General features: G+C 64.9%; 11 protein-coding genes. 9 read left to right on the top strand and 2 right to left on the bottom strand.

Annotated features, from left to right (window positions below; genetic code table 11):
• Positions 1-744 precede the first annotated feature (744 nt).
• Positions 745-1,935, top strand: a complete 1,191-nt coding sequence (locus ACOJB8_RS28640; RefSeq protein WP_069269081.1) for a glycosyltransferase family 4 protein — start codon at positions 745-747, stop codon at positions 1,933-1,935.
• Between the two features lie 36 nt (positions 1,936-1,971).
• Here ACOJB8_RS28640 and ACOJB8_RS28645 read toward each other — a convergent pair whose 3' ends face one another.
• Positions 1,972-2,973, bottom strand: coding sequence for a GNAT family N-acetyltransferase (locus ACOJB8_RS28645; protein ID WP_342947478.1), 1,002 nt, complete (start codon positions 2,971-2,973; stop codon positions 1,972-1,974).
• Positions 2,974-3,475: 502 nt separating this feature from the next.
• A complete protein-coding gene (locus ACOJB8_RS28650) occupies positions 3,476-4,339 on the bottom strand; it encodes an IclR family transcriptional regulator (protein ID WP_069269080.1) in 864 nt (287 codons plus the stop codon).
• Between the two features lie 321 nt (positions 4,340-4,660).
• On the opposite strand from ACOJB8_RS28650, the gene ACOJB8_RS28655 reads away from it, so the two are divergent.
• From ACOJB8_RS28655 to ACOJB8_RS28690, 8 genes are all read left to right on the top strand, one after another.
• A complete protein-coding gene (locus ACOJB8_RS28655) occupies positions 4,661-5,752 on the top strand; it encodes an ABC transporter ATP-binding protein (protein WP_069269079.1) in 1,092 nt (363 codons plus the stop codon).
• Positions 5,745-6,650 carry an ABC transporter permease gene (locus tag ACOJB8_RS28660; RefSeq protein ID WP_406953693.1) on the top strand — a complete coding sequence of 302 codons (906 nt, stop codon included), beginning with the start codon at positions 5,745-5,747 and terminating at the stop codon, positions 6,648-6,650. The genes ACOJB8_RS28655 and ACOJB8_RS28660 overlap by 8 nt, the downstream gene beginning before the upstream one ends.
• Before the next feature lie 19 nt (positions 6,651-6,669).
• Complete coding sequence (locus ACOJB8_RS28665; RefSeq protein WP_368617295.1) at positions 6,670-7,464, top strand: ABC transporter permease; 795 nt, start codon at positions 6,670-6,672, stop codon at positions 7,462-7,464.
• 47 nt (positions 7,465-7,511) lie between these two features.
• Positions 7,512-7,850, top strand: coding sequence for a (2Fe-2S)-binding protein (locus ACOJB8_RS28670; RefSeq protein WP_342947474.1), 339 nt, complete (start codon positions 7,512-7,514; stop codon positions 7,848-7,850).
• The gene (locus tag ACOJB8_RS28675; RefSeq protein ID WP_475015609.1) at positions 7,847-9,283 is read left to right on the top strand and encodes an FAD/NAD(P)-dependent oxidoreductase; all 1,437 of its coding nucleotides are present in this window, start codon (positions 7,847-7,849) and stop codon (positions 9,281-9,283) included. The genes ACOJB8_RS28670 and ACOJB8_RS28675 overlap by 4 nt, the downstream gene beginning before the upstream one ends.
• The gene (locus ACOJB8_RS28680) at positions 9,276-10,412 is read left to right on the top strand and encodes an NAD(P)/FAD-dependent oxidoreductase (protein ID WP_475015611.1); all 1,137 of its coding nucleotides are present in this window, start codon (positions 9,276-9,278) and stop codon (positions 10,410-10,412) included. Before ACOJB8_RS28675 ends, ACOJB8_RS28680 begins: the two co-directional genes overlap by 8 nt.
• Before the next feature lie 12 nt (positions 10,413-10,424).
• Positions 10,425-11,471, top strand: a complete 1,047-nt coding sequence (locus tag ACOJB8_RS28685; RefSeq protein WP_342947471.1) for an ABC transporter substrate-binding protein — start codon at positions 10,425-10,427, stop codon at positions 11,469-11,471.
• Positions 11,472-11,555: 84 nt separating this feature from the next.
• Positions 11,556-13,115 carry an SH3 domain-containing protein gene (locus tag ACOJB8_RS28690; protein ID WP_475015613.1) on the top strand — a complete coding sequence of 520 codons (1,560 nt, stop codon included), beginning with the start codon at positions 11,556-11,558 and terminating at the stop codon, positions 13,113-13,115.
• Positions 13,116-13,207: the final 92 nt, after the last annotated feature.

The following is a 13,207-nucleotide window of genomic DNA, read 5'->3' on the forward strand; positions in this document are numbered from 1 at the left end:
CCGCGCCACCGTCGAAGCCGTCATACGACGGGGCCTGCAGAAACAGCGTTTTCATATTCCTTGATTGTCCGCGCAGTATGGTGAAACCCGGTTAGCCATCTTCGATCCAGCGCCGCGCAATTCCCTAGAAATGCATTACGCAAAACCTTCGATTGCCATTCCGGTTCGCATGTTTGTTATCGAATTGAAGGACTAAGCGCCACGGGTCAACCCTAGGATATTAAGCCGAAAATCTGATGCTGACCTTAAGCGCTTTCCCTTCTTCCAACGTATTGAAACATGCCAAACCTCCAGTGTGACGCATTGATATGACAGTTTTCATCGCCCCGCACCGATTGATGTCGGTTGTGATGACAATCGGTTACAAGCCATGCGCAAACCCGCCCTCTGGCATCCGGAAATCGCTCCAATCGGCCCGACCTACGCAAGTCATGTGCCATTTCGTGCAAGCGCCTTGCGTATTCCTCGGAAGGATTGACCCGCAAGGTTTCATCTGCTTTGCATCGCCTCCGCCATATCGGACAAGTTTTCGCTGATCACCGACATCACGTAAAAACGCCTCACACAATCGGGTTACGATGCAGCAAACGGCGCGACTGCGGGTCCCCGCCGCGATTATGCGAGCGGTTCGGCGCAGCCAACGCTGCCCGGCAGGTCTGGACGACTGTCCGGGATTTCATGCAGACCAGGCACCCGTGGTGCGCTGCCTGCTCAACCAAGCGCCACCGCGAGCCGTCATTGTCCATGCGTATCCTCTTCGTCATCGGCAACCTGGGCGACTATCACGTCCCTCGCTACGAGGCACTCGTCAGCGCGGCCTCCAGTCGCGGCCACCAGGTGGCGCTGCTCGAGGTCTTTGCGCGCTCGGGCGTCTACGGCTTTCCTCAGGAACGCCGCGCGGCATTCTTCGCGAACCGCCCGCGCATGGCGGAAACGCTGGTCGAGAACGGCGCCGACAGCGATGGTCTCGGCGCGCGCGACACCGCGCGCCTGATTGCGAAGGTGCGCAACTTCGAGCCCGACGTGGTCATCACGCTCGGCTACAACACCGGCTATTCGGCGGTGCTCTGTTTCCTCAGACATCTCACGCGCCGCTTCAAGCTCATCTACATGTCGGATTCGAAGGCCGACGACGGACTGCGCCAGCGCACCAAGGAGCGGCTCAAGCGCTTTATCGTGAGCCGCTTCGACGGGGCGCTCGTCGCGGGCGAGAAGCATCGCCGTTACGCGCAATCGCTTGGCATACCGAAGGAGCGTTCCCGCATTGGTTTCGATGTGATCGACGTCGACTATTTTTCGGATCTCGCGCAGGCCGCGAGCGTCAACCCCGAGGCCGTGCGATCGCGCTTCGGCCTGCCGCAGCGCTATGTGCTGTGCGTAAGCCGCTTCGTCGCGCGCAAGAACGTCGACGTGCTGATCGACGCCTACCGCAAATCCGGGGTGTACAACGAAAATATCGGCCTCGTTCTGGTGGGTCAGGGTCCGCTCGAAGCGCAGCTGCGCGCGCGCATCGATTCGCTCGGCCTGACGTCTCATGTGACGATACTCAACTCACTCGCCAACCAGGAAATGCCGAATCTCTACGCGCTCGCGGAATTCGTCGTCCTCGCGAGCGAATTTGATCAATGGGGCCTGTGCGTGAACGAAGCGTTCGCGGCCGGGTGCCCTGCCATCGTCACGCGCACATGCGGCGTGGCTGGCGAAGTGGTGATCGACGGCGTGAACGGTTTTGTGGTCGAACCGCGCGACGTCTCGACATTAGCGCAGCGTATCGGCGAGCTGGGCGGCGAGCCCGCGCTGCGCGAACGCTTCGCTGCCGGCGCGCAAAGCACGATCCGGCGCTGGACCCCGTTGCTCTTCGCCTCGAGCGCGCTGGAACTTGCCGAGGTCACGACCCGTCGCGCAAGCGATCCCGCGCGGCACGAACTCGTGTAGCGTACGATATCGCTCGCCACACGACGCCCCCGCCGTCTATAGATTGGGGGCGAACACGCGCCCGGGCGCAATTTTCCGTTTAAGCGTACGCATCAGCAAATACACCGTGCCGTGGCGCTCGACGCCCAGCCGCTGCGTGAGCGTCGCGCCGAATCCGTTGAGGAAGTTGAATGTCGACGGGCTCGAAAAGCCGTCGAAGTCGAACGTGAGCCTGCGCTCCAGCGCGCGGCCAATGCCGCTCCACAGCAGCAGGCTGATCGAGCCGCTATGCGCGTCCTGCGCGCGCGATGACAACAGGTAATACATTGCCTGATGGTCCCAGACAAGGCCGACCGCCGCCACGAGCTTCCCGCCTTGCCCATAGGCGCCGAGCAGCATCCCGGCCTTGCGCTCGACGAACGCGTTGACGAGGTCGCGCATGACCGCATCCCCATAAGCGTTGGTACGCGAACGCGCCGCGAGATTCGCGTCGTAGAACGCGATGAACTCGGCGGGCTCGATATCCGGCACGACGGTCAATTCACGGGAGGCGCTGCGGATCACGTTGCGTGTCTTGCTGTTCAGACGCTTCCATGCTTCGTCGGCCGACGTGTTCCGGTCGATGCGAAACGTGTAGCGCGCCGTCACCGTAAAGCCATGCAGCGCGAACGCGAGGGCGTCGTCGATGCGCGGGTCGAGCACCTGAAAAAAGCTGTCGCAGTCGGGCAATTGCTCGATCAGCTTGCCGGTGACGTCGAGTTCATGATGCAGTTGGCGAGCCTCGCTGCCCGTCACGGACTTGATGACCGGCCCGAGCGTTCGCGTGAGCGGCGGCAGGTGCGAGACACGCCACAGTCGCGTGCGTTGCATCGCGTACGGCATCTCGCCAATGACCTCGTCGTCCTGCTTCACCACCGCAAGCTTCCAGTCGCCTTGCGTGGCGATGTCGAGCCACCAGCGCTCATGAAAGATCGAAGGCGCCGCGCGTACCGGCACCGGCGTAACAGTAGCAGCCGGTGCCTCGAAAACGGGCAACGTCCGGTCGTTTATGGTCGTCATCGATCACCGGTATATTCTGACTGCAAGCGCCGCGGGATCACACATGCGCTCCACCTCCCCCAGCACCCACGCTCCTCAATGACTTCTCGTCGACGTGGCAACGGCATGTACTCAATGTGACAGTTCACGTGGCGGGTGGTTTTGTCCCTTCCGGGTCCTGCAAGACTACATGCGAAACCACGCTTCGGGCGCTCCTGTTTTCGTTTCCGGGGTCACCTGCTCGCGCCGCCATGGATTGCGACGCTCCATGGCGGCGAACTGCCATTTCGTACGTCGCCTTCAGTCTACGAATAGCCACCTGCCTATTTACGCCAAAACCAAGACGCATGCGGATAGGTTATCCCCCTGGTCAATTTTCGTCCGATCATACTGTTCGATTTCGCAATGCAGCAATGCACGGACCTGGTAAACGTTTGCACACCGATTGCTCAACGAGAACGATTCGCGATCAGGTAATTTAGTTAGGAATGCGTTCGACTAGATCAATACCCGCCGTCATCGCTCAAGCCAATGGTTGCGTCGACATCGCTCGCGTGAGCCCGTGCATGGGGCGGCGCACCGCCACATCGAACGGGTTCGTTTGCGGCCCGATGATTTCGGCCTGCCGCTTGAGCAGTTCTACGATCGTCGGCAACCGGTCTTCCGTGAGACGAGCAGCCAGCGTGCCCACGCTCAATGCGCCCACGGCGCAGCCGTTCTGGTCCAGAATCGGCACAGCCACGCCCGCCATGCCCTCGAGCACGCCGGTGTTGCGCCCCGCGTAGCCGAGCTTGCGCACGCGCTCGATCTCCGTGCGCAAATACACCTCGTCCAGCACGCCGTAACTGCGCAAGCGCGGCACGTTGAACCGGATGATTTCTTCGCGCTCGGCCTCGGGCTGGAACGCAAGAATGGCAAGACTGCCCTGGCCGACGCCCAGCGCTACACGCCCGCCGATATCGCCCGTGAACGAGCGGATCGGAAACGGGCCTTCACACATGTCGAGGCACACCGCGTCGAAGCTACTCTTCACGAGCAGGAAAATGGTGTCGCCAAGGCTTGCGCACAGGCGCAGCAATGCAGGCCGGCATAGCGTGCGCATTCCGCTGGGATTACCCGCCTGCGCCGCGAGCGCAAAAAAATCCACGCTCAGCCGATAGCGCCTCGTGCCTTCGTCCTGCTCGACCACGCCTTCGGCGATCAGCCCCTGCAGCAGTCGATGCACAGTAGCCTGGGTCAGGCCCACGGCCTTGGCGAGCGCGGTCACGCGACTGCCTTCCGCCTGACTTGCCCCCAGCGCGCGGATCACCGCAAATGCGCGCTGCAACACGCCCGCGCCGCGTGCGTCGTCGGCCGGCGTTCCACTTTTCTCTTCCCCTGACGTCATAACGATCTCGGTTGATTCCATAGAGCGGAATATCCGCCAAAAGCTGGCTGAATTGGCGCGCGGCCCAACAGATTGGACCACCAAACGTCATCGTGCTTTCATCCGGGCCTGTTCAGGGATTTCCCGAAGTTCACCGGACGAAACGATCGGCCAGCAAGCCGCATCCACATTCCATCAAACGGAATATAAGTCAGATTCCTATCGCTCGATGGAATTTTAAATTGACGACTAAAAATTTGGCTAGCTACAGTCGGTTCAACGCCCTGCACCTTGATTCGCCCAGCGGGTGCCGGCGCAACCCAAGCACTGGAAGGCCACACCATGTCGTTCCTCACCCTGACCGATGTATCGAAATCGTTCGGCGACCTGCAGGCGGTCGCGGGCGTCAATTTGTCGGTGGAAAAAGGCGAGTTCGTCTCACTGCTCGGCCCCTCGGGCTGCGGAAAGACCACGACGCTGCAGATGATCGCCGGCTTCGTGGAAACCACACGCGGGCGCATCACGCTCGACGGGCGTGACATCACGCAGATGCCGCCGAACAAGCGCGGCCTCGGCATCGTATTCCAGAGCTATGCGCTCTTTCCGCACATGAGCGTGGAGCAGAACGTGAGCTTCGGCCTCGAAATGCGCGGTGTGGATAAAGCCGAGCGTCGGGACCGCACTCGCGAGGCGCTCGCGCTCGTGCGCCTCGACGCCTACGCGCAGCGTTTTCCGCGCGAGCTTTCGGGCGGCCAGCGCCAGCGCGTGGCAATTGCGCGCGCCATTGTGATCGCGCCGCCCGTGCTGCTGCTCGACGAGCCGATGTCCAATCTCGACGCCAAACTGCGCGAAGACATGCAGTTCGAACTGCGCGCCATTCAGCGCAAGATCGGCACGACCACGCTGATGGTCACGCACGATCAGTCGGAAGCACTGTCGATCAGCGACCGCGTGGTCGTGATGGAAAGCGGCCGCATCACCCAGGTCGACACGCCTTATCGCGCGTACGAGCGGCCCGAAAACGACTTCGTCTCGCAGTTCATCGGCAAGGCCAACATGCTCGCGGGCCGCATCGTCGCGCGCGAAGGCGATACGATCCGCGTGGATCTCGGCCACGATCTCGCCGAAACGGGCTCGACGGCGCAACTCCCCGAACGCGGCCGCGCGGTGGGTGTCGGCGACGCGATCACGCTGTGCATCCGCCCCGAAAAGCTCAAGCTCTGCGCGAGCGGTTCGGGCCGGCTCGCCGGGCGCGTGACGAGCCGCTTCTTCCTCGGCAGCCAGTGGCTCTACCGGCTCGACAGCCGCGCGGGCGAAATGCTCGTGTGCTGCCAGAACGAGGGCAACGAGCCGCTTGCCGAAGGCGACCAGGTGGGCATCGACTGGCATAGCGACGCGATCCGCTTCATCCATCGGGAGGGCGCCCGTGTCTAGCACGCTCCGCGCTTCGCAGCCAGCTCCGCACGCCACGGTGCGCGCGGGCTGGCAGGCTTACATGCCACTCTGGCTCATGAGCGCGCCCGCGCTGCTACTGTTCGCCGCGCTCGTGCTCGTGCCGCTCGCCATGACCTTCGCGCTCACGTTCTACCGCTTCGATCCGATGAGCGGCCCCATCGCCGCATTCGATCTGCACAACTACGTAGAAGTGCTGGGCTCGTCGTACTTTCACACGATCTTCCTGCGCACCTTCGGCATTGCCGCGCTCACCACGCTGCTGTGCGTCGTGATCGGCACGCCGGAGGCGTACATCCTCTCGCGCATGCGCGACCCATGGCGCTCGCTCTTCCTGCTCGTGATCCTCGCGCCGCTGCTGGTTTCCGTGGTGGTGCGCGCGTTCGGCTGGAGCATGCTGCTCAACATGAACGGTCTCGTGAACCAGTTCTTCGCTCTGTTCGGCGCGGGCCCCTTCAAGCTCGAATACACGACCTTCGCGATCGTCATTGCGCTCGTGCACGTGATGCTGCCGTTCATGGTGATTCCCGTGTGGACCGCGCTGCAAAGGCTCGATCCGCAAACCGGGAACGCGGCGCTGTCGCTGATGGCGTCGCCTTTCACCACCCTGCGCCGCATCGTGCTGCCGCAACTCATGCCGGGCATTCTCTCGGGCAGCCTCATGGTGTTCGGCCTGTCGGCGAGCGCCTTCGCGATTCCTGGCCTGCTGGGCGGCCGGCGCCTGAAGGTGGCGGCCACCGCCGTGTACGACCAGTTCCTCAGCTCGATGAACTGGCCGCTCGGCGCGACCATCGCCGTGCTGCTGCTCGTCGCCAATCTCGTGGTGATGCTCACCTACTACCGCGTGCTCGAACGGCGCTACGCGCGCAGCATGGGCTAAGGCCCCAGGACACAACATCATGCGCAAAAACGGACCGCTCGCCCTCACGTTCCATAGCTTCGTCATTCTGTTCGTGCTGGCGCCGCTCGTCATCGTCATTCTCGTGGCATTCACGCCCGACGAAACCTTGACGCTCCCCACGCACGGCCTGTCGCTGCGCTGGTTCCGCGCAATCCTCGACTACCCCGACTTCATCACCGCGTTCTTCAACAGCCTCAAGCTCGCGTTCGCCTCGGCCACGCTCTCGCTCGTCATCGCGATGCCCGCGGGACTCGCCATTGGCCGTGCGCGCTTTCCGGGCCGCGGCTTTCTCAACGCGCTGCTGCTTTCGCCGCTCGTGATTCCGGGGCTCGTGCTGGGCATCGCGCTGCTGCGCTTTTTCGCGCTGATCGGCGCGACCGGCTCGTTCGCGTGGCTGATCCTCGCGCATATGATCATCATCACGCCGTTCGTCATGCGGCTCGTGCTCGCCTCGGTGAGCGGCCTCGACCGCAGCATCGAGCATGCAGCCGCGTCGCTCGGCGCCAACGCCTGGACGACCTTCCGCCGCGTCACGCTGCCGATGATCGTGCCCGGCATCACGGGCGGCTGGCTGCTCGCGTTCATCAACAGCTTCGATGAACTGACGATGTCGATCTTCGTGACCTCGCCGCAAACCGTCACGCTGCCCGTGCGCATGTATATGTACGCAACCGAGTCGATCGACCCGATGATGGCCTCCGTTTCCGCGCTCGTCATTTTCATCACGGCGGGTGCGATGTTCCTGCTCGACCGCGTATACGGGCTCAACCGCATTCTGATCGGGCAGCACTGAACGCCGCCCGCCTCTTTCGATTCCTGCTGCCGCGCCACCGACCTTCCATGAGCACCGCCACGCCGCTTCCCCTTGCCCAGTTCGTCCGCGTTGCCGAAACCGCGCGCGCGAGCGTTTCCTTCGTTTTAGACGGCGTCGAAGTCAAGGCGCTCGCGGGGGATACGCTGCTCACCGCGATCCTCACGCATCAGCGGCACGTGCGCCGCAGCGAGTTCAGCACGGAACCGCGCGCGGGCTTCTGCCTGATCGGCGCTTGCCAGGACTGCTGGGTGCGCTGCGAAGACGGCACGCGCCTGCGCGCCTGCTCCACGCCGTTGCGCGAAGGCATGCGTGTGGTGACGCGCACTGGTTCGGATACCAAAATTTATGGCGGAGGTGCGCGATGAGCGCGACCGGGCCCGAGCGCATCGTCATCGTCGGCACAGGACCGGCCGGCATTCGCGCCGCGCAAACGCTCGTGGCCGCGGGACTGCGCCCCACCGTCATCGACGAAAACGCGCGCTGGGGCGGCCAGATTTATCGCCAGCCCGCTGACGGTGCAGGCTTTTCGCGCACGAAAACCGCGCTCTACGGCTTCGAGGCGAAGAAAGCCGATGCGGTCCATCGCACCATGGCCGACCTGCTCCCGAAAATCGACTATCGGCCCGACACGCTGGCCTGGTCGTGCGAGCCGGGCCGGCTCGACACCCTGCGCGCGGGCCGCGAATCGAGCGTGCCGTGGTCGCATCTGATCATCGCGAGCGGCGCCACCGACCGCATCGTGCCGCTGCCCGGCTGGACGTTGCCAGGCGCCTATACACTCGGCGGCGCCCAGGTCGCGCTGAAGGCGCAGGGCTGCGCAATTGGCCAGCGCACCGTGTTCGCCGGCACCGGGCCGCTGCTCTACCTCGTCGCGTATCAGTATGCGAAAGCGGGCGCGCAAGTAGCCGCCGTGCTCGACACGAGCCCGTTTGGGCGCCAGGCCGCCGCCGCGCCGAAGCTGCTCAACCAGCCGGGCACCTTCGCCAGGGGCGTTTATTACGTCGCGTGGCTCAAGGCGCATGGCGTGCGCATGGAGCATGGCGTCGCGCTCGAGGCCATCGAAGGCGACGCGGCGGTGCAATACGTCCGCTGGCGCGCGGCCGACGGCAAGGAGCACGCCATCGCCTGCGATGCGATCGGCCTCGGCTACGGCTTGCGGCCCGAAACCCAGCTCGCCGATCTCGCGGGCTGCCGCTTCGCCTTCGACGACCTCAACCGCTGCTGGCTGCCCGAACGCGATGCGGCGGGCCGCAGCTCTGTGCCGGGCGTCTATCTGGCCGGCGACGGCGCCGGTATCGCAGGCGCCGATGCCGCCGAACTCGCGGGCAGCCGCGCCGCACTCGCGATGCTCGAAGATATCGGCATCGAAGCGCCACAGCACGATGCTGCTTTGCCTGATGTGGCAACGATCGAGAAGCGTCTCGAACGGATCGCGCGCTTTCGCGTGGGCATCGAGCAGGCATTTGCCCCGCCGGCCAACTGCGCCGCCAACTGGCCCGACGACCTGACCATCTGCCGCTGCGAGGAAGTCGATGCCGGCACGCTGCGTAGTTGTATCCGCGACGGTTTCGCCAGCGAAGTCAACCGCCTGAAGGCGCTCACGCGTATCGGCATGGGGCGCTGCCAGGGGCGCATGTGCGGTGAATCCGCCATGGCGCTACTGAGCGTGGAGACCGGCAAGCCGCTGCACGAGGTGGGCCGCTTACGCAGCCAGGCGCCGATCAAGCCGATTCCCATTTCACCGATGCTGTTCGACGACGGCGTGCAAGTCATCGCAGAGGAAGCCCACGATGAGTGACACGCGCCACTTCCAGGTTGTGATTGCGGGTGGCGGGCTCGTCGGCGCATCGGCGGCGCTCGCACTCGCGCGCAAGGGGGTAAGCGTCGGCTTGTTCGAGCGGCGCTTTTGCGGCGCGCAGGCGAGCGGCGTGAACTACGGCGGCGTGCGCACCCACGGACGCAGCGTCGAGCAACTGCCGCTTGCGGTGCGCGCCCGGCGCGTATGGAGCCGCTTGCCCGAACTGATCGGCAGCGACGGCGAATTCGTCGTGTCGGGGCACTTGCGCCTCGCGCGCCGCGACAGCGATCTCGACGCGCTTCACGCGTGGTCCGACATGGCGCGCGATTTCGGCGTGGAGTCGGTCGTCATGAGCGGCGAAGCGTTTCGGCGCCGCTACCCGTGGCTCGGCAAAACCGCCATTGGCGGGGCACTTTGCGCGAGCGACGGCCAGGCGAATCCGCGTCTCGTCTCGCCCGGCTTCGCGGTGGCGGCGCGGCGCGCGGGCGCGCACGTGCAGGAGCAGACCGCGCTCGCCGACCTGAGCTTCGACGGCCGGCGTTTCCAGATGCGCGCGGGCCACGAGCGCATCAGCGCGGACTGGCTGATCAACTCGTCGGGCGCCTGGGCCAATACGGTGGCGGGCGCGTTCGGCGAAACCGTGCCGATGAAGCCGATCTACCCGAACATGTGGGTGACGGAGCCGCTGCCGCGATTTATCCAGCACAACCTGGGCGTCTACGGCGGCGGCGTCTACGCGCGCCAGGTCGAGCGCGGCAACTGCGTGATCGGCGGCGGACGCGGGCACGGCGACGGCGAGTACGCACAGCCGTCCACCGCCACCACGCGCGCCGTCATGCGCGACGCCTGCGCGCTGCTGCCCGGCCTGCGCGACGCGCTGCTCATCCGCACGTGGAGCGGCGTGGAAGGTGAAACACCGGACAGCAACCCGATCATCGGTTTCAGCAACACCACGCCGCGCCTCGTGCACGCTTTCGGCTTTTCCGGCGGCGGCTTCCTGCTGGCGCCGGGCGTGGGCGAAGTCCTCGCCGAACTCGTCACAGAAGGCACGACGAGCACGCCCATCGAGGCGTTCGCTATCGGCCGCTTCACGCAGTCTTGCGTTCATGCCGCTCTCCCAATCAAATAAGGAGTCCCCACGATGAAACTCACACGCACCCTGGCTCCGCTGGCCGCACTCGTTGCCTTGGGCATCTCGCAAGGCGCCTGGTCGCAAACGAAGACGATCTACATCGGCATGAACGGCGGCCCGATGGAGAAAGCCTACACGAGCCAGGTCCTGCCCGACTTCGAGAAGGCCAACAACGTGAAGGTGGTGGTCGTGCCGGGCACGTCGTCCGACGTGCTCGCGAAGCTCCTCGCCAACCGCAACAGCCCGCAGATGCATGTCGCCTTTCTCGACGACGGCGTAATGGCGCGCGCGGTGAGCATGGGCGTGTGCGAGAAACTCGACGATTCGCCGGTGCTCAAGGAGCTGTATCCGTTCGCGCGCATGAAAGGCGACGTGGGCGCGGGCGTGCAGCTCGGCATGACGGGCATTGGCTACAACACGAAGGTGTTCGCCGATAAAGGCTGGGCGCCGCCCACTTCGTGGCTCGATTTCGCCAATCCGAAATACAAGGGCAAGGTGGTGTTCCAGTCGGCTTCGAGCAGCACGTTCGGGCTGCACGGCTTTCTCGCCATCAATCGCCTGATGGGCGGCAGCGAGAGCAATGTCGAGCCGGGCTTCACGAAGTGGGCGAGCACGGTGGGTCCGAACGTCGTCGAATATATTCCGAATTCGGCCAAGCTCTCGGAGATGATCCAGACCGGCGAGGCCGGCATTTTCCCGCTCACGCCCACCGCAGTGGGTGACCTGAAGGACAAGGGCCTGCCCGTGGCCTACGCCAACCCGAAGGAAGGCGCCGTGCTGCTGCTCGTGGACCTGTGCGTGGTGAAGAACAATCCCGACCCGCAGCTCGCGCAAAAGCTCGCGCAGTTCCTGCTGTCGGCGCCCGCGCAGAGCAAGGCGGCCTCCGCCGGCAAGCAGATTCCGACCAACCAGAACGCGACCATGCCGCCCGACATGCAAAAGAGCCTGGGCAATCTCGACCAGCTCGTGAAGAAGGTGACGGTGGTGGACTGGGACGTGATCAACGAGCACCGCGCGCAATGGGATTCGCGCTGGAACCGGCAGATCGAGCAGTAATCGTTTGATTTTCGGGCATCAGCGAGGGCGGTGGGCGCGGCGCGTCCTGTATCATCCACGGGTTGTCGAACCGCCCGCTCGCCCATGCGCTCCGCCCTCGATTCTTCGTCTCGCCTTTCCGCTTTTGCCCTGGCTCCGCGCGCCCGCTTCCTCGCCCTGACGCTAGCCGCCGCGTGCGTGCTGCCGGGATGCGCGACCGGCCCGGCCTCGCAGAGTCCTGCCGGGCAGGCGCTCCCGCCCGATACGGTCACGCTCTTCCCGATCGAGCACTACGACCAGAACGTCGATCACTGGATCGATCCGGCCAGCGCCGGTTACGACAAGCCCTTCCTTTCGCCCGACATCCAGCGCGCGCAATTCGATGCGCTCGTCGCGCGCTATTTCGGTGCAGGGCCGAACGATCCCTCGCCCTGGAATCGCGCGTTTGTCGAGCAGCGCGTGTATCGCGATGGCGGCAGCGACATCGCCGCGCTGCAGACGCGCCGCCTCGCATACTTCGACAACACCGACAAGGAGGCGCGCCGCATTGGCTACGGCATGAATTTCCGGCCGCACACGAAGGCGTGGATCGACGCCATCGAGCGCAACGCCAACGTCAGCCAGTTCGAACAGTCCAGCGGCTTCGATGCCACGCGTCGCGCCATCGCCACGACGGCACTGTACGTGCGCGAGCTGCCCACCGTCGACCCGTCGTTCTATTCACATCGCATAGCAGGCGAAGGCTATCCCTTCGACAACCTGCAGGTGAGCGCCGTGCGGCCGGGCACGCCGCTCTACGTGCTCGGCACGAGCGCAGACGGCGCCTGGCGCTACGTGCAGACGCCGGACGTGCAGGGCTGGGTGCGCAGCGACGGCGTGGCGAGCGTCGATGAAGCCTTCGTTTCGACGTGGCGCGCGGCGGCGCACCAGTCGCTGGGCGTCGTGGTCGTGGCCTCCGCCGCGCTGCGCGACGATGGCGGCGTGTTCCGCTTCGATGCCCCCGCCGGCACGCTGCTGCCGCTGCGCCCCGCTTCCGGCGCGAAGCCGGGCGAAGTGCTCGTGCCCGCCCGCGATGTAGACGGCCGCGCGGCGATCCGCACGGCAGTGCTCGATTCGAACGCCATCGTGCCCGCGCCGCTCGCGGCGACGCCGCGCCATCTCGCACAGTTGATGAAGGCGCTGATCGGCCGCCCCTACGGCTGGGGCAATACGAACTTCGACAACGACTGCTCGGCCGAATTGCAGAGCATTTTCGCTGCGTTCGGCGTGTGGCTGCCCCGCCATTCGTCCACGCAAATGAACGCGGGGGCGATGACCGATCTTTCGGCTTCCACGCCCGCGCAACGCCTCGACTGGCTCGTGCAGCACGGCGCGCCCATGCGCACGCTCATCTATATAGGCGGTCACGTGATGCTCTACCTTGGCAACACGGAGCGCGACGGCAAGACGGTGCCGCTCGTCTATCAGGACGTCTGGGGCCTGCGCCCCGCCGAGAACAGCCGCCGCGCCGTGATTGGCGGCTCTGTCATCTTCCCTTTGCTGCTCGCCTACCCCGAAGACCCCAACCTCGAGTCGCTTGCAGGCACGCCGGTTTTCCAGGTCAGCATCCTGGGTGCGCCCGCGGGCAGCGCGCCGCCGCAGGATGAGGAGAATCCGGCGGGGTGAGGCAGGCGCCCGTGTGTCGATTCATGCGCCGGGTGCAACAAATTGATGCGCAAATGTGATCGTTTCTCCCAGGGTGACAGATTCCGCACGGT

The sequence above is a fragment of the Paraburkholderia sp. BR10141 genome, from assembly GCF_056155635.1.

What these genes read in the sequence shown, in the direction of transcription:
- ACOJB8_RS28640 (WP_069269081.1), top strand. Translation starts at nt 745, where the DNA reads ATGCGTATCCTCTTCGTCATCGGCAACCTGGGCGACTATCACGTCCCT.
- ACOJB8_RS28645 (WP_342947478.1), bottom strand. Translation starts at nt 2,973, where the DNA reads ATGACGACCATAAACGACCGGACGTTGCCCGTTTTCGAGGCACCGGCT.
- ACOJB8_RS28650 (WP_069269080.1), bottom strand. Translation starts at nt 4,339, where the DNA reads ATGACGTCAGGGGAAGAGAAAAGTGGAACGCCGGCCGACGACGCACGC.
- ACOJB8_RS28655 (WP_069269079.1), top strand. Translation starts at nt 4,661, where the DNA reads ATGTCGTTCCTCACCCTGACCGATGTATCGAAATCGTTCGGCGACCTG.
- ACOJB8_RS28665 (WP_368617295.1), top strand. Translation starts at nt 6,670, where the DNA reads ATGCGCAAAAACGGACCGCTCGCCCTCACGTTCCATAGCTTCGTCATT.
- ACOJB8_RS28670 (WP_342947474.1), top strand. Translation starts at nt 7,512, where the DNA reads ATGAGCACCGCCACGCCGCTTCCCCTTGCCCAGTTCGTCCGCGTTGCC.
- ACOJB8_RS28675 (WP_475015609.1), top strand. Translation starts at nt 7,847, where the DNA reads ATGAGCGCGACCGGGCCCGAGCGCATCGTCATCGTCGGCACAGGACCG.
- ACOJB8_RS28680 (WP_475015611.1), top strand. Translation starts at nt 9,276, where the DNA reads ATGAGTGACACGCGCCACTTCCAGGTTGTGATTGCGGGTGGCGGGCTC.
- ACOJB8_RS28685 (WP_342947471.1), top strand. Translation starts at nt 10,425, where the DNA reads ATGAAACTCACACGCACCCTGGCTCCGCTGGCCGCACTCGTTGCCTTG.
- ACOJB8_RS28690 (WP_475015613.1), top strand. Translation starts at nt 11,556, where the DNA reads ATGCGCTCCGCCCTCGATTCTTCGTCTCGCCTTTCCGCTTTTGCCCTG.